Origin of the sequence: Cryobacterium sp. SO1 (assembly GCF_004210215.2) — a bacterium.
GTDB lineage: Bacteria > Actinomycetota > Actinomycetes > Actinomycetales > Microbacteriaceae > Cryobacterium.
Genome location: NZ_CP067394.1, coordinates 2781622 through 2805599, shown reverse-complemented (window position 1 = coordinate 2805599; position 23978 = coordinate 2781622). Strand labels below are relative to the sequence as shown.

24 protein-coding genes are annotated in these 23978 nt (G+C 71.3%); 12 read left to right on the top strand and 12 right to left on the bottom strand.

Annotation, left to right across the window (positions count from 1 at the left end):
- Window positions 1-16: 16 nt before the first annotated feature.
- Entirely contained in the window at window positions 17-1345 is a 1329-nt protein-coding gene (locus BJQ95_RS13240) for an ABC transporter substrate-binding protein (RefSeq protein ID WP_165384939.1), read from the bottom strand.
- 82 nt (window positions 1346-1427) lie between these two features.
- On the opposite strand from BJQ95_RS13240, the gene BJQ95_RS13235 reads away from it, so the two are divergent.
- Window positions 1428-2699 (top strand): ROK family protein, encoded by a 1272-nt coding sequence (locus BJQ95_RS13235; RefSeq protein ID WP_130177905.1) that lies wholly within the window; start codon window positions 1428-1430, stop codon window positions 2697-2699.
- A gap of 196 nt (window positions 2700-2895) precedes the next feature.
- Here the strand turns inward: BJQ95_RS13235 and BJQ95_RS13230 are convergent, their stop codons facing one another.
- Window positions 2896-3192 (bottom strand): hypothetical protein, encoded by a 297-nt coding sequence (locus BJQ95_RS13230; RefSeq protein ID WP_130177904.1) that lies wholly within the window; start codon window positions 3190-3192, stop codon window positions 2896-2898.
- A 218-nt stretch (window positions 3193-3410) separates the two neighbouring features.
- Here BJQ95_RS13230 and BJQ95_RS13225 point away from each other — a divergent pair, with 218 nt between their 5' ends.
- Together BJQ95_RS13225 and BJQ95_RS13220 are read left to right on the top strand one after the other, a co-directional pair.
- Window positions 3411-3875, top strand: a complete 465-nt coding sequence (locus BJQ95_RS13225) for a hypothetical protein (protein WP_130177902.1) — start codon at window positions 3411-3413, stop codon at window positions 3873-3875.
- Between the two features lie 49 nt (window positions 3876-3924).
- Window positions 3925-5436, top strand: coding sequence for a wax ester/triacylglycerol synthase domain-containing protein (locus BJQ95_RS13220; RefSeq protein WP_256041380.1), 1512 nt, complete (start codon window positions 3925-3927; stop codon window positions 5434-5436).
- On the opposite strand, the gene BJQ95_RS13215 is transcribed toward BJQ95_RS13220, so the two are convergent.
- Entirely contained in the window at window positions 5433-5717 is a 285-nt protein-coding gene (locus BJQ95_RS13215; protein ID WP_130178880.1) for a glutaredoxin domain-containing protein, read from the bottom strand. The two genes, BJQ95_RS13220 and BJQ95_RS13215, sit on opposite strands and share 4 nt — an antisense overlap.
- Before the next feature lie 144 nt (window positions 5718-5861).
- Between BJQ95_RS13215 and BJQ95_RS13210 the strand changes: the two genes are divergently transcribed.
- Complete coding sequence (locus BJQ95_RS13210; RefSeq protein ID WP_130178879.1) at window positions 5862-6113, top strand: hypothetical protein; 252 nt, start codon at window positions 5862-5864, stop codon at window positions 6111-6113.
- 5 nt (window positions 6114-6118) lie between these two features.
- Here the strand turns inward: BJQ95_RS13210 and BJQ95_RS13205 are convergent, their stop codons facing one another.
- The gene (locus BJQ95_RS13205) at window positions 6119-7393 is read right to left on the bottom strand and encodes an MFS transporter (protein WP_130178878.1); all 1275 of its coding nucleotides are present in this window, start codon (window positions 7391-7393) and stop codon (window positions 6119-6121) included.
- A 451-nt stretch (window positions 7394-7844) separates the two neighbouring features.
- Complete coding sequence (locus BJQ95_RS13200; protein WP_130178877.1) at window positions 7845-8348, bottom strand: GNAT family N-acetyltransferase; 504 nt, start codon at window positions 8346-8348, stop codon at window positions 7845-7847.
- 383 nt (window positions 8349-8731) lie between these two features.
- Between BJQ95_RS13200 and BJQ95_RS13195 the strand changes: the two genes are divergently transcribed.
- On the top strand, window positions 8732-10399 hold the full coding sequence (locus tag BJQ95_RS13195; RefSeq protein ID WP_130178876.1) for an FAD-dependent monooxygenase: 1668 nt from the start codon (window positions 8732-8734) through the stop codon (window positions 10397-10399).
- A gap of 29 nt (window positions 10400-10428) precedes the next feature.
- Here BJQ95_RS13195 and BJQ95_RS13190 read toward each other — a convergent pair whose 3' ends face one another.
- Entirely contained in the window at window positions 10429-10839 is a 411-nt protein-coding gene (locus tag BJQ95_RS13190; protein ID WP_205750220.1) for a nitroreductase/quinone reductase family protein, read from the bottom strand.
- 257 nt (window positions 10840-11096) lie between these two features.
- On the bottom strand, window positions 11097-11501 hold the full coding sequence (locus BJQ95_RS13185; RefSeq protein WP_165385010.1) for a DUF1801 domain-containing protein: 405 nt from the start codon (window positions 11499-11501) through the stop codon (window positions 11097-11099).
- A gap of 548 nt (window positions 11502-12049) precedes the next feature.
- Here BJQ95_RS13185 and BJQ95_RS13180 point away from each other — a divergent pair.
- The 4 genes from BJQ95_RS13180 (at window position 12050) to BJQ95_RS13165 (ending at window position 15858) form a co-directional block, all read left to right on the top strand.
- Entirely contained in the window at window positions 12050-12253 is a 204-nt protein-coding gene (locus BJQ95_RS13180) for a hypothetical protein (RefSeq protein WP_130178874.1), read from the top strand.
- 31 nt (window positions 12254-12284) lie between these two features.
- The gene (locus BJQ95_RS13175; protein WP_130178873.1) at window positions 12285-13262 is read left to right on the top strand and encodes an aldo/keto reductase; all 978 of its coding nucleotides are present in this window, start codon (window positions 12285-12287) and stop codon (window positions 13260-13262) included.
- A gap of 266 nt (window positions 13263-13528) precedes the next feature.
- Window positions 13529-13777 (top strand): hypothetical protein, encoded by a 249-nt coding sequence (locus tag BJQ95_RS13170; RefSeq protein WP_205750219.1) that lies wholly within the window; start codon window positions 13529-13531, stop codon window positions 13775-13777.
- Entirely contained in the window at window positions 13774-15858 is a 2085-nt protein-coding gene (locus tag BJQ95_RS13165; RefSeq protein WP_130178871.1) for a DUF2207 domain-containing protein, read from the top strand. The genes BJQ95_RS13170 and BJQ95_RS13165 overlap by 4 nt, the downstream gene beginning before the upstream one ends.
- On the opposite strand, the gene BJQ95_RS13160 is transcribed toward BJQ95_RS13165, so the two are convergent.
- Together BJQ95_RS13160 and BJQ95_RS13155 are read right to left on the bottom strand one after the other, a co-directional pair.
- Window positions 15855-16364: a GNAT family N-acetyltransferase gene (locus tag BJQ95_RS13160; RefSeq protein ID WP_130178870.1), complete on the bottom strand. Its 510-nt coding sequence runs from the start codon at window positions 16362-16364 to the stop codon at window positions 15855-15857. The two genes, BJQ95_RS13165 and BJQ95_RS13160, sit on opposite strands and share 4 nt — an antisense overlap.
- Before the next feature lie 150 nt (window positions 16365-16514).
- Window positions 16515-17249, bottom strand: coding sequence for an HAD family hydrolase (locus tag BJQ95_RS13155; protein ID WP_130178869.1), 735 nt, complete (start codon window positions 17247-17249; stop codon window positions 16515-16517).
- Window positions 17250-17774: 525 nt separating this feature from the next.
- Here BJQ95_RS13155 and BJQ95_RS13150 point away from each other — a divergent pair.
- Together BJQ95_RS13150 and BJQ95_RS13145 are read left to right on the top strand one after the other, a co-directional pair.
- Entirely contained in the window at window positions 17775-18431 is a 657-nt protein-coding gene (locus BJQ95_RS13150; RefSeq protein ID WP_130176458.1) for an LLM class flavin-dependent oxidoreductase, read from the top strand.
- 255 nt (window positions 18432-18686) lie between these two features.
- A complete protein-coding gene (locus BJQ95_RS13145; protein WP_130176457.1) occupies window positions 18687-20552 on the top strand; it encodes a diguanylate cyclase in 1866 nt (621 codons plus the stop codon).
- A 22-nt stretch (window positions 20553-20574) separates the two neighbouring features.
- On the opposite strand, the gene BJQ95_RS13140 is transcribed toward BJQ95_RS13145, so the two are convergent.
- The 3 genes from BJQ95_RS13140 to BJQ95_RS13130 are packed head-to-tail and all read right to left on the bottom strand — an operon-like array spanning window position 20575 to window position 22835.
- Complete coding sequence (locus tag BJQ95_RS13140) at window positions 20575-21552, bottom strand: NAD(P)H-quinone oxidoreductase (RefSeq protein WP_130176456.1); 978 nt, start codon at window positions 21550-21552, stop codon at window positions 20575-20577.
- Window positions 21553-21601: 49 nt separating this feature from the next.
- Window positions 21602-22603, bottom strand: a complete 1002-nt coding sequence (locus BJQ95_RS13135; RefSeq protein ID WP_130176455.1) for a DUF2332 domain-containing protein — start codon at window positions 22601-22603, stop codon at window positions 21602-21604.
- Window positions 22596-22835 carry a hypothetical protein gene (locus tag BJQ95_RS13130; protein WP_130176454.1) on the bottom strand — a complete coding sequence of 80 codons (240 nt, stop codon included), beginning with the start codon at window positions 22833-22835 and terminating at the stop codon, window positions 22596-22598. The genes BJQ95_RS13135 and BJQ95_RS13130 overlap by 8 nt, the downstream gene beginning before the upstream one ends.
- A gap of 267 nt (window positions 22836-23102) precedes the next feature.
- On the opposite strand from BJQ95_RS13130, the gene BJQ95_RS13125 reads away from it, so the two are divergent.
- On the top strand, window positions 23103-23975 hold the full coding sequence (locus BJQ95_RS13125; RefSeq protein WP_130176453.1) for a phospholipase: 873 nt from the start codon (window positions 23103-23105) through the stop codon (window positions 23973-23975).
- Window positions 23976-23978 lie beyond the last annotated feature (3 nt).

Here is a 23978-nt window from a genome sequence, read left to right as displayed (position 1 = left end):
TTCGTCTCAGGGCTGGTCAGTTGTCGGTGCTGGGCGCGAGCCGGTCGGCCACGCGCTGGGTGTCTTCGTCGAGGTTCCGCAGCAACCCCGCTCCGTTGCCGGTTCCGGCGAAATACTGGATGTAGTTCTGGGCGGGAACGGCCGGGGGCATGTAGGTGAACGCGCCCTGGTAGTAGCGACCGGCCTTGAACAGCGGGTCGAGACCGGCGATCTGCGGGTTCGCCTGCGGCGGCGCATCCGTCAACGGCGAGAACGCCGCATGGTCGGTGTTGAAGGCCTCGACCACCTCGGGCTGCATCAGGAACTCGACGAACCTGCGGGCCTCGGCCGGATGCTCCGTGGTGCGCAGGATCGACAGGGCCGAGTCCACGTTGACGCGGGCCTTGGTATCGGCCGGATCGTTCGTCATCGGCAGGGCGAAGGTGCCGATCTGCAGGTCGGGGTTGATGCCGTTGATCTCGGACAGCGCCCACGGACCCTGGAAGTACATGGCAGCCTCACCGTGGGCGAAGGCGGCGTTGCCGTCGGGGTACGACCGGGTGGCGGCGCCCTTCTGGGTGTAGGAGAGGATGGTTTTCATCTTCTCCACGGCGGGCGCGAAGGTCTTCGTATAGGACCGTGTGACCGGGTCGGCGCCGTCTTCGGGCGGCGCGTAGAACGCGGCCACGTCTACCAGCCCGCCGGTGGTGTAGTCGAACAGGCCCTGCGCCAGCGTCCAGCTGTCCTTGTAGGTGCCGTAGACCGGGGTGACGCCGTTTGCCGCGAAGACCTCGCAGGCGGCGACGAATTCGCCCCAGGTGGTCGGGACCTCCACCCCGAACTGGTCGAAGAGGGCCTCGTTGTAGATCACCCCGGCGCCGGCGAGGGAGAACGGCAGGGCGCTGACCTCGGTGCCGTTGTACTGTCCCCAGGAGTTGACCAGCTCTTGCGCGGCCGGGTCGACCCGGTCGGCCGCCTCCAGGTCGGACAGGTCGGCGTAGATGCCCTTGGCGGCGAAGTCGGCCGAGGCGTAGGCCCAACCGCGGGTGGTGACGTCCGGCGGGGTGCCGCGGATCAGGCCGGGCACCAGCGCGGCCTCGCTGTTGCCCTGGACGACCCGGATGTCGGGATTCTCCTCCTCGAATCGCTGCACCAGGTCGGCGAAGTATTCCACGGCCTCGGGCTTGTTCTGCATGAACTGGATCGTCACGACGTCGGAGCCGGCGGTGGCGCATCCGCTCAGCGCCAGGCCGGAAACCAGCGTCACGGCCAGCACGGCGGCCGTGCGGCGGCGGCGCACGGTGCGTCGGCGCCGAGGCTCTGCCGCGGGGCTGTGAGGTGTGGTTGGCGAGGGGTCAGGCAGCATTCGAGCTCCTTTGCTCATTTATATAGATCAAATATTTAATGCCTGATGTATTATCCCTACATGCCCGATGAAAGGTCAAGCGATGAGTCCTGACGTCTCGTCGTCACCGCAGGTGCTGCGCCGGGCCAACCGTCTTGCCCTCCTCGACCGGCTGCGGCGGAACGGGGCGATGACCGGCACCGACCTGATGAACGCCACCGGGCTCACCCGCGCCACAGTCCACGGGGTGTGCGACGACCTGATCGACCTGGGCTGGGTGATCGTGGTGGTGCCCGGCCCCGGCCCCGACGCCGGCCCGGTGCCGAAGGGCCGTCCGGCCCGGGTGTACGAGTTCAACGCCCGCGGCGGGGTGGTGTTGGGCATCGACATGGGCTACCACCGGGTCACGGTGCTGGTCACCGACATGCGTGGGAACACCCTGGCCCAGCACGTTGAACGCTTCGACGAGTCCGACACCTCGGCGCCCACCCGCATCGGCACCATCGACCGGTGTGCGCGGCTGGCCCTCGCCGCAGCAGCAACAGCTCCCGGCGCCGTGCTGGCGGTGGGGGTGGGCGTGGCCGCGCCCATCGACGCGCTGGGGCGCACGGTGCCGGGGAACCCATTCTGGACGATCATGAACGTGGACATCGGCCACGCCTTCGGTGAACGCTACGGCTGGCCCGTTGTGGTGGACAACGACGCGAACCTCGCCGCCCTCGCCGAGCGCTGGCGCGGCCACTGCACCGGCTCGGAAGACTTCGCGGTGATCCTGGCCGGGGAACGACTGGGTTCCGGGCTCGTGGTGGGCGGCCGGGTGCTGCACGGCAGCCAGGGCGCCGCCGGGGAGATGGCCTACCTCGCGTCGACCGAGGGGGTCGGCGGCGCCGAGGGTATCGCCATGCTCGCCGTCGAGTGGGGCGCCGCGGAGGTGCAGCGGAGGATGGCCGCCGCGGAGGCTGACCGAGGCATCCTGGTCCGGCTCAGCGGAGGGCTGCCGTCGGCGGTGACCGCCGAGATGGTCTTCGAGGCGGCGAAGGCGGGGGATGCGGCGGCGCTGGCCATCCTGGACCGGCTCGGCGAGCGGTTCGCGCGGGTCATCGCCACCCTGTCCACCCTGGTGAACCCCGAAATCGTGGTGCTCGCCGGCGCGATTGCCAAGGCCAGTCGGGTCCTGATCCCCACCATCGAGCAGCACCTGCCGGTGCACACGCTGATGCCGCCGCGGGTTTTCGCCTCCGCCCTGGGCAGCGAGATCGTCTCCATCGGTGCCGTGCGCACGGCGCTGGACTACACCGAGGTGCACGCGTTGGAGCTGTCCCTGGCCGCGGCGACCGTGCCCACGGGCTCGAAGGCGCCGGCCGGGCGGGTCTGACCGGGTGGCGGCGATGGGGTCGTTCAGCGAGCGGGAAGTCGCTGCGCGGGTAAGGCGCCGTTAGGCGGGTGGCGCGCCAGGGGCAGAGCGGCGCCTGCCCCGCCTGACGCCGAGATCCGGCCCGTGGGCAGGTCGCGGTACGAGCGGTACCGGGCGGCGCTGGTCACGTAGGCGCTGGTGGAGTCAGCAGCCGGGGCTACCAGCCGGATGCTGCCGGGAACAGGATCTGCAGCAGGTACGGCCAGAGCAGCGTGAGGGCCAGCGCCACGGGGACCAGGACCACCACGAGCATGCCCAGCGCGAAAGAATAGCTGAGCATCACGGCCAGCAGCTGCAACCCGACGAACGCTACGGGCTCACCGCGCACCTCGTGCACGTCGTCGAAGATTCTCAGGCCGTCGTCGGCTGCGGTGTGCGGCACGGCGTTGTTCGGCGCTTCCACGTGCGGAACCGTCGAGTGCTGCTCTGGCGCGTTGTGCTCTGTCGTGTCCATCTGTACCCCCGGGGTGAAGACTACCGGTGCATGAAGTGGTGCGGTCGGTTCGACAAGTGACCCGCGGCCGGGTGCGATGTGGCGCCTACGGTACCCCCGGCGTGGGCGCCGTGCAACCGGCGGATGCGCGGCGGGTCCGGCGCCGGCAGGTCTAGCGGGCCCAGGATTCGCTGGCGTAGCGTGGATCGGGAGGCGCCGGCGCTCGAGGAGGAGCTGAGATGGCCGTCAGGGAGGCTTTCACTGCCGAGGAATGGCAGGCCGTGGGGGCCGCGCTGTTTCTGGTGGGGGCGTCGCCGCAGGGGCCGATGGGTGTTCTGACGGAGATGCTGGCCGTGGAGAAGGCGGTGGTGATGGAGGCACATCAGCCGGACGGGCTGCCCATCGTGAAGGAGATCGAGGCCGATCTGGAGGCGAAGGTGCTCACTCGCGACCTGGGGGTGATCGACGGCGCCGCCGACGAGCAGGCCCGGGTACTGGGGGAGTTGGCGCGGGCGCTGGCCCTGGTCCAGGCGCAAGCCCCCGGCCTGGACTCGGCGTTCCGGGCCTGGTTGTTCAGGGTGGCCGAGCATGTTGTGCGCCGGGCCGTCGAGAGCGCTCCGCCGGGAGCCGGGGGCAGGCAGCTCACCCGGCACGAGGCCACGGCGCTGCAGACCCTGGCCTGGATGCTCGGAGTTCCGCAGTGATCCGCATCCGGCGCCGGCGGTGACCCGCGCGCGGGTATACCGTCGAGGCATGCGCAGGCCACCTCCGATCGACCGGGTGAGCGCCGACGATCTCATGTCGCTGGTCGCCGAACACGGCTCCACCCCGATGCAGGTCGGAGCGGTGCTGTGGCTCGACACGACGAACGGCCTCGACCCGCAGACCGTGATCGAGCAGCTCGGCCAACGGGTCGCCCTGGTGCCCCGGCTGCGGCAACGACTGCTGTCGGTGCCACTCGGATGCGGCCGGCCGATCTGGCAGGACGACGCCGGCTTCGACATCAACCGGCACGTGAGGGTGGTCGAGCCCGTTCTCGCCGGCGAGGAGGCCGTGCTCAGGCTGGCCGCCGACCGGCTGGGCACTCCGCTGCCGCGCGACCGGCCGCTCTGGGCGGCCATCCTGGTCACCGCGCCCGGCGGCGCCCAGGCGGCCCTGATCATCGTCTTCCACCACGTGCTCGCCGACGGGATCGGGGGACTGGCCGTCTTGGGCGCTCTCGCCGACGGCGCGGCACCGGCCGAACCCGGCCCCTTTCCCCGGCCGCGGCCGACGAATGGCCGAATCGCCGCCGACATGGCTCGGCTGCGGCTGCGCGCCGTGGCTAAGCTGCCCCGCGGGGTGCTGCGGCTCGTCGCCGCGGCGCGACAGCTGCGCGGGGTGGGCCACCCTCCGACCGGCCCTGCCGGCACCGCCCCCAGCTCCCGCACCGCGCCCAGCTCCCGCACCGCCCCCGCCGGCAGTGCCCGCTCCGGCAGTGCCCGCGCCGGCAGTGCCCGCGCCGGCAGTGCCCGCGCCGGCAGTGCCCCCGCCGGCAGTGCCCGCTCCGGCAGTGCCCGCTCTGGCCGGCTGCCCCGCAGCACGCTCAACCTGCCGACGGGGCCGCGGCGCCGGTTCGTGAGCATCCGGGTGGACCTGGCTGAGGCCCTGGCCGTGGCCCGTGCCGAGCGGGCCACCGTGAACGACCTGCTGCTGGTGGCCATCGCTGGGGCGCTGCGCCGGTTGCTCGAGGTCCGCGGCGAGCGGCTCGACGAGGTCGTCGTGTCCGTGCCGTTCTCCGCACGACAGCAGACCACCGCCGGGCAACTCGGCAACCAGAGCGGCGTCATCCCGCTGCGGATCCCCGCGGCCGGCGACGCCCGGTCCAGGCTCGGCCAGGTGGCGGCGCTGACCCGCACGGCCAAGCAGAGCGCGCGCGGCGCATCCACGGCCCTGATCGGCCCGCTGTTCAGGCTGTTGGCGCGGGTGGGGCTCTACCAGCGGTTCATCGAACGGCAACGGCTGATCCACACGTTCACGAGCAATCTGCGCGGGCCGGCGGTGCCGCTGACGATCTTCGGCGCTCCGATCACGGCGATACTGCCGCTGAGCCCGTGCACCGGCAACGTGACAATCGCCTTCGCGGCGCTGTCCTACGCGGGCACGCTGGCCATCACCGTGGTGGCCGACCCGGATGCCTGCCCCGATCTCGACGTCGTGCCGTCGGCGCTCGCGGCGGAGTTCATGGCCTTCGGGCGGGGCGTGCTCCGGGCCGGGGCCGGCTAGACGGTGCCGAGCTCGATGAGCTTGGCGCGCACCTCGGCGTCGCTGGGCTCCACCATATGGGTGTCGTCGGCGAACACGATCACGGGGATCTGGGTGCGGCCGCTGATGGCCTTGGCCCGGTCGGCACCGTCGGCCACGGTTTCCAGGTCCACATAGTCGTACGCCACACCGAGGCCGTCGAGCAACTTCTTCGACCGGCGGCAATCGCGGCACCACTCGGCGCCGAACATCGTGATTGCGGTGGGCACGGCGGGTAGGGCGGATGCGGCGGGAGAGGTCATTCGTCGAGTTTAGGCGCGACGTGGCTGAGCGGATGCTGGGCACCGGGGTCCGCACCGGCCCGCCCGGGCACCCGCCCAGAATAATCCCCTGACCAGAGCAGATCTGTGCTTGAATCAGCCAACGATTCCCCGAAGGAGCACCCGATGAAGAGCCCGAGCATCGTTGTTCTCGGTCTGGTGGTCAGTGTCGGGCTGTGTGTCGGTTCCACCGGGTACCTGATTGCCGTCGGCCTGCGCATGGACGCCCTGACCGCATTCGCCACCCCGGCCGAGATGTATCTGGGCGGCAGCGGGCTGCTATCCGGTGTGCTGGGGCTGGCGATGTTCCTCGGCCTGATGCTGCGGCCCGCCGTGCCGGTGCGCGCGGAGATCCAACCCGACGGCGAGACGCGGTAGCGCGGTTACGGGGTCGGTGTGGGGCTGAGGTCCGGTTCGTCCGCTGGTACGTCATCCGCGGCCCTGCGGTGCACCCGGGTGGCCAGCACCGGGGCGAAGAACACCACGAGCAGGCCGGCCACCGGCACGATCAGCAGCCCATAGCGCAGCTGGGAGAGGTCGGCGATGGCGCCGATGACGGGCGGCGAGAACAGGAAACCCAGCCGCAGCAGCCAGGCGACGATGGTGAGCCCGGTGCCGGCCCGGAAGCCGGGCAGCTCGTCGGCGGCGTGCATCGCGGCGGGGATCAGGGTGGCGACGCCGAAGCCGGCCAGGCCGAACCCCACGACGGTGCCCGGAATGGACGGGAAGACCAGCGCGGTGCCCATGCCCAGGAACACGATCGCCCCGCCGGTGCGGGCGACGGCGCGCTGGCCGAACCTGTCGACGAGGCCGTCGCCGAGCAGCCGGCCGATGAACTGCATGCCCTGCAGGGCGATGAAGCCGAGGCCGGCCACGAGAGCGGATGCGCCGAGCGCGTCGGAGAGGTAGATGGCCGACCAGGACGCGCCGGCGTCTTCGACGACGGCGCCGGAGGCGGCGATCACCACAAGCGCCCCGAGCACCAGCCACTTGGCCCACCGGCCGACTGAGCGGGCGGGGGCGCCGGCGGTGTGCTGCACCGGGGCGGTGGCCTCGGGTTCGAGGGGCTCCGGCCCGGCGAGCAGGAACCGGTAGCTGTACAGGGCGAACAGGCTGAAGGTGACGGCGGACACGATGAGATGCTGGCCGCGCGGAATGTCGAGCTGCGCGGCCGCAGCGCCGAGGAGGCCGCCGGTGACCGCGCCGATGCTCCAAACCGCGTGGAAGGAGTTGAGGATGGAGCGTTTGTAAAGCCGCTGCACGCGCAGGCCGTGCGAGTTCTGGGCGACGTCGGTGATCGAGTCCATCGCCCCGGCCAGGAAGATCCCGGCGGCCAGGGCCGCCCAGCTGGGCGCGATCCCCGCCAGGATCAGGCCGACCGCGGTGAGCATCGTCGAGACCACGGCCACCCGGGAGGAGCGGAACCGGCGGATGAGCATTCCGGCGGCGAGTCCGGCGAGCAGGGCGCCGAGCGGGAACGCGGCGACGGCGAAGCCGAACTCGGCGTTGCTGAGCCCGAGCTCGGACTTGATCGCGGGATACCGGGGGATCAGATTGGCGAAGAGGGCGCCGTTCGTGAAAAACAGCACGGCCACGGCGAAACGGGCACGGCGCACGGCCACGTCGGGGCGTTCCACGGTGCGAGCGGGAGGCGTCATTGCGTCAACGGACTCTCTGATGGTGAGGTGATGGGTGATCGTGGGCGGTCCGCCGATTCGGCGGGTGCGATGCACGGGCTTCAAGCTTGGCATGGATGCCGTCGGTGACGCACTCGGGCGGGTGCGCGTGGGCATCCGCTTCGTGCGCGTGCGGCGACGGATTCACGCACGAGTGCCGGCACGGCGGCATGAGCGGAGGGTGCGTTGGTGGCCCGTGTTGTTCCCGCCGGCGCGTGTTGCTCCCGGTGGCCCGTGTTGCTCCCGGTGGCACGTGTTGTTACCAGTGCCGCGGGAACCAACTAGTGCCGCGGGAACCAACTAGTGCCGCGGGCATGAACGAGTGCCGCGGCAGCGGATGCACCACCGGCCACCGCCACCACCAACCGCCACCGGCCACCGGCCACCGCCACCATCAACCGCCACCGCCCGCGCCACCGCCGCAGCGGCCGGCTCAGCGGAGGGGCAGCTCGAAGATGGTTTCCAGGCCGTCCTCGTCGTCCCACTGCTCGCCCACCTCGACGAAACCGAACTGGGCGATGAGGGCCCGCGAGGGCAGGTTGTCCGGGCTGATGGTGGCCCGAACGACCGTGACCGTGGGTTCGAGGCCGGCGCGGTGAAGCAGCGCGGTGAGCGCGGCGCGCGCGTAGCCCTGCCGGCGGTAGGCCGCATCCACGGCGTAGCCCACCTCGACCATGCCGGTGGCGTCGGGAGCGCCGTGGTAGCCGGACTGGCCGACGGCGAGGCGCCGGGTGGGGTCGTAGATCACCCGGGTGATCCAGCTCGCGTCCTCCGGCGTTGTGGCAAGCTGGCGGCTGCGGTGCCGCCAGGTGTTGGCGCTGGCCGGTTCCACAAAGAACGGACTCAACTCCACCGCGGCCTGCTCATTGGCCAGTTCCAGGTCATCCTCGGCGAGGGCGTCGATGGTGACCGCGCTCAGCTGAACGAGGTGCACCATCGGCTCAACGGTGGATGGCCACGGGGCGTCAAGCGGGGAATTCGGGATGATGTGTCCTTCGGGACGGTATCGGGTGGAGCGAGGTGGGCGGGGGGGCACCTGGCTTGAGGTTACCGCGCACCGGGCGGAATCGCCGACGAATGCCCGGAGGCAGCGCGCCCCGGCCGGGCCTTCCCCGGAACGGATGGGTTGCTTATGCTGGCAGCGTCGTGCACCGGCCGCCGACGACGGGTGGCCGCCGCCGGCAGTGGGAGGAGCGACCGGATGCACGAGAAACCGCCCCTGCCGTTGGGCCCCGCGGTGCCGGGCCTGACCGCCTGCGTGGCGGGCACCGGTGGTTTCGGGTGCAGAGCATTATGCACGGGCCGGATGCGCGAACCGGTATGACCGATTTCGACGTGGACCTTCTTGTCGTGGGAGCCGGCACCACCGGGCTGGCCCTGGCCCTGGAGGCCGTGGACCACGGCGCCGTGGTGCGGGTCGTCGAGCGCCGGCCGGCGCCGTTCCAGCCGTCGCGGGCCGTGGTGATGCATCCGCGCACCCTCGAACTTCTGCGCCCGTTGGGGGTGACGGATGCCCTGCTCGAGCTCGGCGTGACCTCGCCGTCGATGCGGCTGCACCTGCGCACGCGGGTGGTGCCGGTATCGATCGAGCAGCTCGCCCTGGCCGGCACCGCCTTCCCGCACCTGCTGCTGATCCGGCAGGCGGACGTGGAGGCGGTGCTGGCTTCGGCGCTCGCCGAGCGCGGGGTGGTGGTGGAACGCGGCACCGAGGTGGTGCGGCTGGCGCGGTTGGGCCAGGGCGGCGCCCGGTCGGTGCTGCGGACCGCGGACGGCGGGCCGGACGAGGACGTGCTGTGCCGGTTCCTGGTCGGCTGCGACGGACCGGCGAGCCTGGTGCGCCGTTCGGTGGGTGGCTTTCTCGGCGGCGACTACAACGAGGAGGTGGTGCTCGCCGACGTGGAGCTGGGGCCCGCCGGCGGCGAATCGCGCCGGGTGGCGCCGGTGATGCTCGAGAAGGGGGTCGCGCACGTGGTCCTTGCGCGGCGCGGGCTGGTGTTCCTGTTCAACGTGGGCGAGCGGGCCCGTTGGCGGATGCTCGCTACCCGGCGGGCGGGCGAGGACCGGCAGCCGCTTGGCCAACCGGGGCCGCCCGTGCCGCAGGAGCAGTTGCAGGGGCTGGTTGACGAGGCCGGGTTGCCGGCGCAGATCACCGAGGTGGCCTGGTCGGCTCGGGTGCGGCTGCAGCACCGGATCGCCAGCAGGTTCAGCCGCGGACCGCTGTTCGTCGCCGGCGACGCCGCCCATGTGCATTCGCCGGCGGGGGCGCAGGGCATGAACGCCGGCATCCACGACGCCGTGAACCTCGGCTGGAAGCTGGCCTTCGCCGCCGCGGCCGGCCGGCGACCGGTCCCGGCGCCGGGCGCGGATGACGGCGCCGGGCTGTCGGCCGCCCGGCCCGGCTCGGCGCTGCTGGACTCCTACGCCCTTGAGCGCCGCCCCGCCGACCGGGCCGTGTTGCGCCTGACGCACGCCATGTACTGGGCCGAGGCGAGCCTGCATCCGCTGGCCCAGCTCGGCCGGGCGGTGCTGGTGCCGGTGGTGGCCCCACTGCTGCCCTGGCTTATCCGGCAGCGCCGGCTCACTGCGGCCGGCGTGCGCACCCTCGCGCAGTTCCGGTTGCGCTACACGCACAGCCCGCTGTCGATGGACCTGCGCGCGTCGCTCACCCCGGTGCAGGGCGGGCTGGCCCGGCGGGGGTTGCGGCCGGGATCGCGGGTGGCCGACACCCTGGTGCGCTGCGAGGGCCGCCGGGTTCGCCTGCACGCGTTGCTCGCGCGGCCGGGCGTGCACATCCTGCTGCAGGCCGACGCACGACCGGTGCCCGAACGGATGCTCGGTCCGCTGGTGCACAGCTACCGGCTTGACGACCGGCCAGGCACCGGCATGCTCGTCGTGCGGCCGGACGGCTACGCGGCGCTGCGGGCACCGGTGCTTGACGAGTTGCACCTGGCGGCGTGGCTGCGCATGGTGGGGCTGCCCGTGCGCTGAGCGATCGATAGTCAGCTACGGACCGGTGCTTAGCAGGGTTCGAGCCGGAAGATCGGATGGTCAGCCGGATCCGGCAGCTCGGAGAGGAACGGACCCGCGCGCCGGCCCAGCTTCTCCAGATAGTCCGCGGCGACCTCGTCGTGCTCGAGCCCGCGCAGTTCGGTGGCCCGATACGGGTGGCGGCGCCAGGCGACGCGTAGCTCGCAGCGTCCGGCGACCCGGAGGTTGCGCACCCATTGGGTCTGGCCACGACCGGCGATCACGTACCGGTGGCCCTGATAGCGAAACGGTGCCACCGGGGTGCTGATCTCCCGGCCGCTCAGGCGCCCCCGCACGATGAGGGTGGGAGCCCCGCAGGCCCGGGCGACGGGGTTGACGACGTGCAACATGAAGCGGCTGGGCGGCAGGTAACCGTCGCGGCGGGTGGGCGTGCTCGTCAAGGTGGGCCTCCCGATCGGTGTCGTCCGTGAGGTGGGCATCCGCCTCACGCCAGACACGGTACTGCCGCGGTCGTGCCTGCGAAAGGTGCCCGTGCAGCCTGGCCGCACCCCGCGCGAAACCGCGTGATCGGGGGTATAACTCCTGCAGGGCTATGTGCCGACGGCGGTCAGCCGCGGAGAACCGGGGCGCATTCCGTTGTCACATGCGTATTCTCGCTGTGCTTCGATTTTCCAATCCAGCCGGGCTGGGTTCTGGTTCAGCGCGAGACCGAGTCCGCCGCGAGCCACGCCCGAACGACTCCGACGGCCGCGTCCCGTTTACCGGCCAGGTCGGCGAGATCGGTGACGAGCAGGCTCGCCCGAATGTCGGAGTGCCAGGTGAGCAGGCCGTACGGGTCGCCGACGAAAGCGGATGCTGCAGCCCTGTTCTCGGCGGTCGTGGCGCCGCGGTGCAGCACCAGGCGCACGCCATTCTTGCCCTGCGCGCTGATGGTGGCCTGATCGACCCCGCCGACCACGTAGCTGGGGGAGTTCCACTTGATGTGCTCCCGTGCGCCGGGACCGGCCTCGAGCACGAGTTGCCGGAGCGCTTCGATCACCGGGAGGCGCTCGGCGGGCTGGGCGGCGAGGAACTCCTCAACGGAGCGGTAACGATCGACCATGACGGGAGCGTACCGCGCCCGGCGCCGGCGCCGCATCCGCTCGGCTGGTCGGTCGTCGGTCGTCGGTCGTCGGTCGTCGGTCGTGGGGCGTGGGGCGTGGGGCGCGAGGAGGGCGAGGGCGCCGGGAAGCGAGGGTGTGAGGTGTGCAGGGCGCGGGGGCGTGAGGTGTGCGCAGAGCGAGCGTGAGGTGCGCGCAGAGCGAGCGTGAGGTGTGCGGGGCGCGAGGTGTGCGGGGTAGGCGCCGCTATGCCGGTGGCGCGCCACCCGCCTAGCGGCGCGGCACCCGCCTAGCAACGCAGACCCGCCAAGCCGCACTCGCGCGGCGCCCCACATAGGTCGCAGACGCGCCCGCCCGGCCGCCACCGATCCCGCCCGGGCCGCCACCGATCCCGCCCGGGCCGCCACCGATCCCGCCCGGGCCGGCCGAAACGGATTCACCGTCACCGCCCGCGCAATTGACGCCAGCGCCGCCAGACTGTAGACACGAGTGAAGGCCGGACCGGCCCGCGCGACCGTCCGCCGGTCTGTCCGCAATACCTGGAGGACTCATGTCCGAATCGTTCAGCCTCATCCTTGGCATCATCCTGGTGGTCGCAGCCATCGCGATCTCCGTGTTCCTCTACCTCGTCTCGCGGCGAAGCCGCTCGGCACCGTTGTCGAACCGGGAGCGGGCCGAGCAGGCCGCCCGCAGCGCGACCGAAGCGGCCCAGGGGCCGAACATCCGCAACACCGGCCGGGGCGCCGGACTGTAACACTCTCGGCTTTCGCGACGAAGGGACCCCCATGAAATACCTACGCCTGGGCACCACCGGCCTCGAGGTGTCGGCGATCACGCTGGGCTGCATGAGTTTTGGCAACCCGATGCGCGGCAACCACGCCTGGACCCTGCCGGAGGAGACCAGCCGGCCGCTGATCCAGCAGGCGCTGGAGGCCGGTATCACCTCCTTCGACACCGCCAACGTGTATTCCGACGGCAGCAGCGAGGAAATCCTGGGCCGGGCGCTGCGGGACTTCAGCACCAGGGACGCGTACGTGCTGGCCACCAAGGTGCACGGCCGGATGCGGCCGGGCCCGAACGGCGCCGGACTCTCCCGGCGCGCCATCCTGGCCGAGATCGACCACAGCCTCACCCGGCTGGGCACCGACCACGTGGATCTGTACCAGATTCACCGCTGGGACCCGCTGACCTCGATCGCGGAGACCATGGCGGCGCTGCACGATGTGGTCAAGGCCGGCAAGGCCCGCTACATCGGCGCCTCGTCGATGTACGCCTGGCAGTTCGCGAAGGCCCAGTACACCGCCGACCTGGCCGGCTCAACCCGCTTCGTGTCGATGCAGGACCAATACAACCTGCTCAACCGCGAGGAGGAACGCGAGATGCATCCGTTCTGCCTCGACCAGGGCGTCGGCGTGCTGCCGTGGAGCCCGCTGGCGCGCGGCAAGCTCACCCGCGACTGGGACGACACCACCGCCCGCTCCCAAACCGACACCTTCGGCCAGACCCTTTACAAGCAGCGGGAAGAGGGCGACCGCGAGATCGCCGAGGCCGTCGCGCAGGTCGCCGCCGAGCGCGGGGTGCCGCGAGCGCAGGTGGCGCTGGCCTGGGTGCGCCAGCAGCCGGCGGTGACCTCGCCGATCGTGGGCGCGACGCAAGCCCACCACCTCACGGATGCCGTCGCCTCCGTCGATCTCACCCTCACCGACGACGAACTCGCCCGGCTTGTTGTCCCGTATCGCCCGCACGCTCCCGAAGGGTTCTGAGCCGGGCAGTCGAGCGCAGCCGGTACGCGCCGCGGGGCGGATGTCGGTGGCGCGGTTTAGCCTGACGTCAACTACTCATCAACCCTCGTGCCGAGAAAACGGAGCAGATCATGAGGGTATTGGTGGCCACCTCGGCGACCCAGGGCGCGCGGGCAAGCGATTCGACCGGATGCGTGGAGGGGGAGCTTGTCTGGCTGCGGGATGTGTGCCCGGCCAGCCGGCGCCGCCCCGACGGTCCGTGCCCGTGCGGGCGATCGTTCGCGGGTATGAGCTCGAACAAGAACACCACGACCGCGCTGGTGCGGGAGATCGTCGGTCTCACCCGCACCGAATACGAAGCGGCGCTGACCGCGAGCTTCGATCTGCAGGATTGGTGCAAATGCTGCACCAGCCGGCCGGTCGCACACGTCATTGACGAGCTCATCGCCCTGGCCGGCGTGTTCCCCGCCGGCGCCGTTCTCGAGCGCCGCGTCGATTCTCTGAACGTGAGGGGTTCACTAGGCTCGGAGGCGTGACTCGTTTTCTGAAAGTCCTGTCCGGCCTGGTTATCGCTTCCGTGCTGGCGCTCGGCGCCCCGGTGGCGGCGATGGCCGTTGCGCCGGGCTCTCTGGGGGTGGCCGGTGGGACGGCGACGGCGGTTTCGGCGGGCTCTGCGGTTCCTGCGAACGTGGCGGGTTTGTCCGCCCGGTCGAGCCTGGCCGGCAGCGCCCGCGCCGCCGTGCCCGCGGACACTTCGGACTTCACTTTCGCGTCGTACGCGGGGGAGTACTACCTCGACCGGGACTCGATCGGGCACTCCACGCTGCGCACCGTGGAGAGATTCGTGGCGGAGTTCCCCGATTTCGACCAGAACCGGGGGATCATCCGGGCAATCCCGAACGACTACGACGGCGTGCCGCTGAACACGAGCGTCGAATCGGTCACCGATGCCGCGGGCGACCCGGTCTACTTCGAGACCGAGGTCAGCAACGGCTTCACCGAACTCGCGCTCGGCACCGACGAATTCGTGCGCGGCACCCAGACCTATGTCATCAGCTACACCCAGCAGAACGTCGTGCGCGCCTTCGCGGACACCAACGACGACGAGCTCTACTGGGACACCAACGGCACCGGCTTCGACCAGCCGTTCGGCTCCGTCACCGCCCGGGTGCACGTCGCCCCGGCCATCGCCCCCTTCCTCACCGGCAACAGTGCCTGCTACACCGGCGCCCAGGGCGAAAGCGGCGCCTGCCAGATCGTGCAGGAGGCCGACCCCGATGCCGCAGTGCCGGATACCGCAGCCCCCGAGGCCGCAACCGGGCAGCTGTTCACCGCTGAAGCCACCAACCTGGGCCCGGGCGAGAACCTCACGGTGGCCATCGGCTTCACCGCCGGCACCTTCGTGCAGGTGCCCGCCCAGGCGCAGCCCGACAGCAACACGGCGCCAGGCTTCGGCCCCGCGGCGGTCCTCGGCGGGTTTCCGTTCGGCCTTCTCGGCATCGCCCTGCTCGGCGGGGTGTTCGCGCTCGCCCGGGTCTTCGTGCGCCCCCGCGACCCTAAGCCTGGCACCATCATCGCCCAGTACAGCGTGCCGCAGGGGTACAACCTTCTCGAGGCCGCCGACCTCATCGGTCGCACCCGCAGCGCCATGGCCGCGCAGATCGTGAGTTTCGCGGTGCGCGGCAAGGTGCGCATCCTCGATTACCCGGTGAGCGCCACGGGCGGCGATTACACGTTGCAGCTGCTGGCTGTGGATGGTGTCGACGACCAGGAGCTCGCCGTGCTCGCCACGCTCTTCCCCGGCCTGGCCGAGGGGGCAGTCTGCGAACTCGGGGTCACCAACGATGCGCTCGCCCGTGGGCTGGCCGCCGCGACGGCCGATGCCACGGTGCGCAACACCGCCCGTGGCTGTCGGGCCCGGCCAGCCCTGACCCGCACCCGAATCCGCGTGCTGATCGGCCTCGCGGCGGTTGTTGTGTTCGTGGTGGCGGTTCTCGCGATCGCCAACCCACCATCGGTCTGGTGGTCCCCGTTGCTGCTCCTTGCCGCGGCCACCGTGATCGTCGGTGTCGCCGTGTCACGTCGCCCGGTGCTGCTCAGCGCGGCCGGCGTCGAGCGCCGCGACTACCTCACCGGCATGAAGGTCTACCTCGACCTCGCCGAGGCCGACAGGTTCCGCATGCTTCAGAGCCCGGAGGGCGCGCTGCGCGTCACGGTGCCGCGAACGGTCCCAGGAGCGCAGCCCGCCGCAGCCGGCACGCAGGCCGCCGCATCCGGCGCATCCGCCGCCGGCACCGTGGAACGGGTGAAGCTCTACGAGAAGCTGCTGCCCTATGCGGTGCTCTGGGGCGTCGAACGGGAGTGGGCGGCTGAGCTCGCGGTGTACTACGAGCAGGACGCCACCCCGCCGGGCTGGTTCGTATCGCAGAACGCATTCAGCGGCATCTATCTGGCCTCGGCGCTCAACGGGATCGTCAACTCGGTGCACACGACCGAAACGCCCACGCCCCCGCCGTCCACCTGGTCGGGCAGCGGCGGCGGGAGCTTCTCGGGCGGATCCTTCGGCGGCGGCTTCTCCGGCGGCGGCGGTGGAGGCGGCGGTGGTGGTGGCCGCTAGAGCGGCTTGACCATCTCGATCTCCATGGCACTGGAGTCCAGAACGTACTGCACGCGGTGCCCGGTCTCGGTGAAACCGCGGCGCAGGTAGGCGGCGCGGGCGCGGGAGTTGTCCTCGTGCACGTGCAGGGTCAGACGGTCACCCTCGCCGCGGGCCCAGTCCTGGATCGCGGCCAGCAGGGCGTCGAAGACTCCGGCCTCGTGGCCGCGGTGGTCCGGCGACACGTAGACCCCCACCAGCAGCGCGCCGGCGGTCGCATCCGGCACATACCCGCCCATGGTGCCCACCCAGCGTCCCGCGGGGTCGATCGCGGCCAGGGCGATGCCGTGTTCGGCGGTGCCGCGGGCGGCGCGCATCCGCCACTCACTGTCGGAGTGGCCGAGGGCATCCTGCAGGGTCTCGCCGAACGCGATCGGGGTGTCCCGCAGCATCTCGAGGCGCAGCTGGCGCACCTCTCGCCAATCGTCCACCTGCGTGGCGCGGATGCGGAACCCCTCTGTATCCATCCGCCGAGCTTACCCAGTTGCCCGGCTCGGATCCTCGCGGAGGTCACCGTGCCGTCGTCGTCGTGCACCACTCCTGCAATCCCGAGCCACCGTCGACCATGGCCCCGCAATCACGCGGCGGTCCTGCGGCCGGCCGAGATCCAGCAGGAGTTATGCCACCCCGCGGGTGCTGACCGGGCGGGTGCTGGGGTAGCGGAACGAGAGCAGGTCGGGCAGGTCGAGCACCGAAGCGACCCGACGGGTCTCGGGCACACCGTCCCGCGGGTCGGCGGCCACGAGCACGGCCTCCATGCCGTGCGCCCGCGGACCGTCGAAGTCCGCTTCCCAGGTGTCGCCGACGAAGATCACGCGGGCCGGGTCAGCATCCGCCCGGGCGAGCGCTGCCTGGTAGATCGCCGTATGCGGCTTACGAAAGCCCACCTCGAGCGACGTCACGACATGGGAGATGAGGTCGGTGGCGCCCATGGCCGCCAGCTGACGGGGCACGACGGATGCGCTGTGCGTGTTCGACACGATCGTGAGGGTGAAGGTCTGGCCCAGTTCCTTGAGGGTGTCGGCCATGCCGGGAATCAGCACCACCCCGCGCTCCCAGTCCGCCATGTTGCTCTGAGCGCCCTCGGCGATTTCGGTGGCATCGGGTTCGCGGCCGAGCAGTTGCACGATGGCCCGATGCGACAACTGGTCCATGGTGAATTCGCGGTGGTCGGAGTCGGATTCAGTATTGAGCTGGTGGAAGGCCTCCAGCCAGGCATCCGCGGTCTGCTGCTCGGTGCCGCGGGCGCCGAAGGCACACATGCTCGCGTGCGTGTCGGCGTAGCCCTGTCCGGCGCGGGAGTCCGCGTAGTTGACCAGGGTGCCGAAGAAGTCGAGGAACAGATGACGCATGATCACAGCTTGGCAGGGTATCGGGTCGCGTCAGGGCAGCGACCCGGTGTAGCGGTCGCAGGTTTCGTAGCGAGTCGTTCGGGGAGGGCGCCGTTGTGCGGGAGTGAGGCGTTCGGCGGGGCAGGCGCCGTTGTGCGGGTGGGGCGGCGTTCGGCGGGGCAAGCGCCGGTAGGCGGGTGGCGCGCCAGGGGCATAGCGGCGCGTGCCCCGCACATCGCGGGCGGGGGCCGTTGTGCGGGTGGGGCGCCGGTAGGCGGGTGGGGCGCCGGTAGGCGGGTGGGGCGCCGTTGTGCGGGTGGGGCGCCGGTAGGCGGGTGGGGCGCCGTTGTGCGGGTGGCGCGCCAGGGGCATAGCGGCGCGTGCCCCGCACATCGCGGGCGGGGGCCGTTGTGCGGGTGGGGCGCCGTTGTGCGGGTGGCGCGCCAGGGGCATAGCGGCGCGTGCCCCGCACATCGCGGGCGGGGGCCGTTGTGCGGGTGGGGGGCCGGTGTGCGGGTGGGGCGCGACGCCGAGACATTCGGGCACGTGCCCGCACCCGGTACCAGCGACGCGGATGACGCCCGCGAGCGCACTGCACAGTTCCGCCGGGCCATCAGAGGGTCCGGCGTCGCCGCCGCGAACCCGCAGCTCGCCGGACACAGCAACCTCCTCGCGATCCAGCCGCAGTCGCCCGGACTGGCCGAGCGCACCTGGTGGGGCTCCGGCACCCGGGCCACCGCGAGGCGCACCGGCGAGCAGGGCATGAACCTGATGAGTTCGACCCTGCTCACCGAAGACACCGGCGCCGCCTTCGGCGCCCTGCAGGCCGAGCAGATCGCGATCTTCCGGCAGGCCTGGGCGGATGCCGGTCACCCCGGCACCCCGCGGGTGTCGGTGAGCCGCAGCATCATGCCCCTGATCACCGAGCAGGACCGGCGTCACTTCGGCCTGCGCGCCCAGGCCGGCAACCATGACCAGGTGGGCCACCTCGACGGCGGTCTGGCCCGGTTCGGCACGAGCTACATCGGCGAACCCGACGTTCTCGTTGAGCAGCTGGCCCAGGATGCCGCGGTGCGGGCCGCCGATACCGTGCCGCTCACCGTGCGGAACCAACTCGGCGTGGGCTACAACGCACAGCTGCTCGATTCGGTGCTCCGCTTCGTGGCCCCCGGCCGCGGCTGGCGGCGATCGGCGCGGCTGTGAGCCGCCGATGAGCACGCTCGAAGCCGTCGTGGAAGCGCACAACGTGCCAGTGAAAATCACCCGCGAAGCGGGGGGTGCCTGGAGCGTGCGTTGGCCTCGGTGGCCGCTGGGACGCTGCTAGGTTCGGGTATACGAGCAGTTTGGGGACTGAGCCGTGAACGCATCAGGCGTACCGTCGAAGCACCTCCCGCAGAGTCGGGCGGGCGGTGCGCTCAGCCTGTCGGCCGGCGCCCCCGCCGAGCACGGTGACGCCCGATGAGCGCGCCCGATGACCAGCTCGCCCCGCTCCCGGCCGGCGCCACGGTGCCGTCCGAACCGCCCGCATCAGATGCCGTGCGCGCCGGCGCCGACGTGATGGCGGACGGAATCGCCGACCTGAGCCTGGCCGACGGCGGGCGTGACCTGGACCTGCCAAGCGGTTTCGTTGAAATCGCCGACCTGCCGGTGCCGACCAGCGACGCCGAGCTGCACCAGCAGCCGCCCGTCGACGGGGCCGGGTTTGCCCGACGCCCCACGATCGACACGATTCTCGACGAGTGCGCCAAGGCCAACCAGGACGGCCAACACCATGCTGGCGCCGCCCAGGCCGAGCAGGTGCTCGCCGACCCCTTCATCACGCCCGCCCAGGAGGCCCGCGCCCGGCAGTTGCTCTCCGGCCACCGGCTGCGGTTGGGCGAGTTCGAGGCATCCGTGCGGCACGGGCTCCTGGCCCTTGAGTACCTCAGCGCCAGCGGGGACCTGGTCGGTCAGTCGAAGGTGCACTGCATCCTCGCCCTGGCCTTTCACGAGACGGCGCTGGAGGAACCCGCCCTCAGCCACGTGCTCGGTGCCCTGGCGGCCGCGCGGGCCAGCGGCAGTCGCACCGCGGAGTTCTGGGCGCTGTCGCGCTCGTCGATGGTGCACCAGGCCCTCGGCGACGCTGACCGCAGCATCGAGCTGGGCCGGCAGGCGCTGGCCCTGGCCGACACCATCGACGACCCCGAGGCCGCGTTCGCCGCGCGGAACAACCTGGGCGACAGCTACCTGGAGATCGCCAGGGCGCACCGGGCGAAGGAAGAGGACGCATCGGTGGCCCTGCGCGACGGGATCGCCGTCACCCGTGCCGCGGTGACGCAGGCGGTTGAGCAGCGGCACGCGTTCTACGAGACGATCGCCCGCACCAACCTGGTCGGGCTGCTGATCGAGCGCGGCGAATACGCCGAAGCGCGCCGGCAGGCCGGCCGTTCCAAGACCATCGCGATCACCAACGGCTACCGCAATCTCGCCGTCAACAACGACGCCCAGCTGGCCGAGGTCGCCCGGGCCGAAGGCCGAGTGGACCTGGCCTGCGCCATGATGGAAGCCCAGGTCGCCGACCCGTCGGTGGCCGAGGATGCGGCGCTGAACGTGAAGCTGCACCGCGCGCTCTACCAGATGCACCAGGCCGCCGGCCGATTCGAGCAGGCCCTTGAACACCACGAACAGCTGCACGTGCTGATGCTCGGGCTCACCAGGCAGACCGCCGGGCTGCAGTCGCGGATGCTGATCAACTCGCTGGAGATCGAGCAGGCCCGGCACGAGGCCCAGCGCTCGCAGCTCGAGGCCGAGATGCAGCGGATCCGGGCCGAGGAACTCGACAAGCAGGCGCACTCCGACCCGCTCACCCGGCTGCCCAACCGCCGGGCCCTCGACCGGCAGCTGCCCGAGATGATGTCCTCGGCCAGGGAGCGCTCCGAACCGCTCTGCGCGGTGATGGTGGACATGGACCATTTCAAGCAGGTCAACGACGAGCACGGCCACGCCACCGGCGACCGGGTGCTCACCACCATGGCCACGATCCTCGGCAACACTACCCGCGACACCGACCTTGCGGTGCGGGTCGGCGGCGAAGAGTTCCTGCTGGTGCTGGGCAACACCACCATCGACCAGGCCGTGCAGATCTGCGAACGCCTGCTCGGCGAGGTGCGCAACCACCCCTGGGGGGTGGTCACCGCGGGGCTGCACTGCACCGCCAGCGTGGGCGTCGCCCTGCTCAAACCCGACGAAAGCGTCTCGCGTTGGCTCGGCCGCGCCGACGCCGCCCTGTACGAGGCCAAGGCGTCCGGCCGTAACCGGGTCGAACTCGCCGGGTCACGGGCCTGAACAGCCTCGCAGACGCACCGGCTCAGGGCAGCAGCACAATCTTTCCCACATGAGCGGATGCTTCCAACCGGCGATGCGCATCCGCCGCGTCGGCGAAGGTGAACCGACTGTCGATCACCGGCACGAGAGCGCCGGATTCGAGCCACGGCCACACCCGGGTGAGCAGGTCGGCCATGATGGCCGCCTTCTCCACGGCCGGCCGGGCCCGCAGGGTGGTGCCCCAGAACCGGCCGCGTTTCTGCATCAGGTGGAACGGGTTGAAGACGGCGTCTTCGCCGCTCTGGTTGGCGATCACCATGATGGTGCCGCCCAGGGCCAGCGCCGCCACGTTGCGGGCCGCGTAGGAGCCGCCCATGATGTCCAGGATCACGTCGGCACCGTGCCCGTCGGTGGCGGCGAGCACCTCGGCCACAAAATCCTGTTCCCGGTAGTTGATCAGCACGTTGGCACCGAGCTGACCGCAGGCCGCCAGCTTCTCGGCGGAGCCGGCGGTGACCAGAACCCGGGCGCCGGCCAGCCGGGCCAGCTGGATGGCGGTGGTGCCGATGCCGCTGGCGCCGCCGTGCACGAGCAGGGTCTGGCCGGCCACGAGGCCAGCGCTCATGAAGACGTTCGACCACACCGTGGCCAGCGCCTCCGGCAGCGCGGCGGCGTCGGCCAGGTCGACGTTGTCGGGAACGGGCAGGGCGAGGTCCTGGTGCACCACGGCCTCGGTGGCGTAGCCGCCGCCGGCCAGCAGCGCGCAGACCCTGTCGCCGACCGTGAACCGGGTGACGGCGATCCCGGTCTCGGTGACGATGCCCGACACCTCTAGGCCCGGCCATTGCGGCGCACCCGCCGGCGACGGGTAGTGGCCCAGGCGCTGCTGCACATCGGCCCGGTTCACGCCGGCGCCGACCACTTCGATCCGGATGTCGCCGGCGCCGACGACCAGGTCCGCAACGGTGTCGAGGGTGAGGGCGTCCGGGCCGCCTGAGGTGTGGACCACGAGTGCACGCATAGCGCCATCTTAGAAGCGTGCCCGGTGAGCTGCTCGGTCAGCCGGGGGCCTAGCCGACGATCCAGTCCAGGTTCTGTCCGTGCGGGCCGCACCGTGCCACCGGCCGGCCGTCCAGGGACACCGTGAAATCACCGGGCACGGGCGGCTGCGGCAGCAGGGCGTCGACCTGGGGCAGCACGCCGGCGCCGTCCAGCGAGATCCAGCGGCCCAGTCCGGTCACGGTGCGCGCGAAGGCCGTGCGCTGCTCGGGCGCCAGGTAGACCAGGACCGCGGGGCTGACGATGACCAGCGGCACCCCGGCCGGGGCGAGCGCCACCAGCGACTGAAGGTCCACGACGGCGTCCCCGCGCGCGAGCAGCGGCGGATCCCGGCGGGCGATCGCCAGCGCCGCATCCAGCCGGCCGCGGCGCTCGGTCTGCTCGGGCCAGACCAGGGTCTGAAGCCAGCGCACGTCGTCGGGGTCGTTCACGTCCAGCGGGTTCAGGTCGAGCCCGGCCCGCCAGACGACCTCCGGCGGATGCGCCGGCAGCGGCACCGGCCCGGTGGTGCCGGCCGTCAGCAGCACCGAGCTGGGGCCGTCCACCGGATCCACCCGGCAACCGGAATAGTCATAGCTGTACCGGTCGGGGTACAGGCAGAGCCCCGCGCTGGCGCCGACCTCGAGCAGGGCCAGCTCGGGGCCGATCCCGGCGAGGACCGGCATGATCGCGGTGAGCCGGCGCGGCTCGTTGGTCTGGGTGGAGCGCAGCCGGGCCTGGGCGGCCACGGCCGGCCAGTGCTCGACGAGCCAGCGGCGGAAGCCCGGGTACCCCGTCAGCGGCGCGCCGAGCAGGCGCGCACAGGCGAACACCAGGTTCGGCTGGCGTTTGGGCCGCGGCAGCGTGACGATCAGGCCCAGCACCTCTGCGTCGTTTTCGACACCGTTGGCCCACTCGGCGTAGAGCGCGGATTGCCCCGGAGTCTCGAGCAGCCGGAAACGTCGGTACCAGTCGGCGGTCTTCTCCAGGTCCAGGGCGCGCTGGTCGGCGCGCGGCCCGGAGGGATCAGACATCGGTGCGAAGGCGCTCCAGCAGCAGGGCGAAGAGCAGGCTGGAACGCTGCTCGTCGTTGATGATGTCGATGAGTTCGATCACGGCGGCGCGATCGGCCTCTGGGGCGTTCGCGACGTCGACGTTGTTGATGTTCCCCAACGTTGTGATCAGACGCTCGGCGCTGGTGGGCGCTTCGGCCGGAGCGGTCGGGAAAGCTGCGTCGGCCTGCTGAGCGGCGTCTGAAGTGGGCATCGTTCAACGGTACCCCCACGGAGCAACGGCCGGACGCTGCGGCGCGCGACCGGAATGGCGCGCTGGCCGGGTGAATCGATGACGAATCCGGTCGCGGTTCTGCCACCGCACGGCCCCTGTTCACATGGGTTTGGCAGGAAAAAGTGAGTTTCCGCTCAGAAAACTTTGGCAAGTTGGACGGCTTGCCCGCGCCGATCCGCTCGCGTGGGCCCATCGTTCCGTGAGAGCGCCGCCGCCGAGCGGCCCCCACCCCCGACCTGGAAGTTTATGCGCCCCGACAATTCTCTGAATTCCACGCCCGAAATCCCGAGCAGCACCAGCACCAGCACCAGCACCCTCAGTACCCGCGCCGAGCGGAAGACCCGCCGCTCCCGCACCAAGCGCCTCACCCTCCTCGCCGGCGGCCTCGTGCTCGCCGGGGTCGTCGCCGGCACCGGCTTCACCATGCAGTCGGCGGTCGCCGACCAACGGCAGCAGGCCCAGGAGGAGCGTGACGAGCGGGCAGCCGCCAAGGCCGCCACCATCAGCAAGACCCACCTCGCCGCATCCGTGGCCCTCGTCAACGCCGACACCGCGCTCGACGCCGCCGTGAACAAGGTCGACGCGTCCGCCCTGTCGAGCACGAGCAGTTCACTGGTCGGCTACATCTCGATGCCGCTCGGCGAGGTGAGCGAACTCACCGCGCAGGCCAAGGAACAGACCGCGGCCGTGCAGGCCGCCGCCGCCGAAGCCGACCGCGTCGCCGCGGAGGCCGCCGCCGCGCAGGCCGCCGCCGAAGCGCAGGCCGCCGTCGAGGCCCGGGCCACCGCCGAGGCTGTCGCCGCCGGCAACACCCCCGCCGGCGCGAAGGCCACCGCCGCAAGCCTGGCCTCCTCCCGCTACGGCTGGGGCGAATCCCAGTTCTCCTGCCTGGCCCAGCTCTGGCAGAAGGAATCCGAGTGGAAGTACACGGCCTACAACGACAACGGCGGCGCCACCGGCATCCCGCAGGCTCTGCCCGGCAGCAAGATGGCCTCGGCCGGCTCCGACTGGGAGACCAACGCGGCCACCCAGATCGCCTGGGGCCTCGAGTACATCAACGGCTCCTACGGCACACCGTGCGCCGCCTGGTCGCACTCGCAGGCGATGGACTGGTACTAAAAG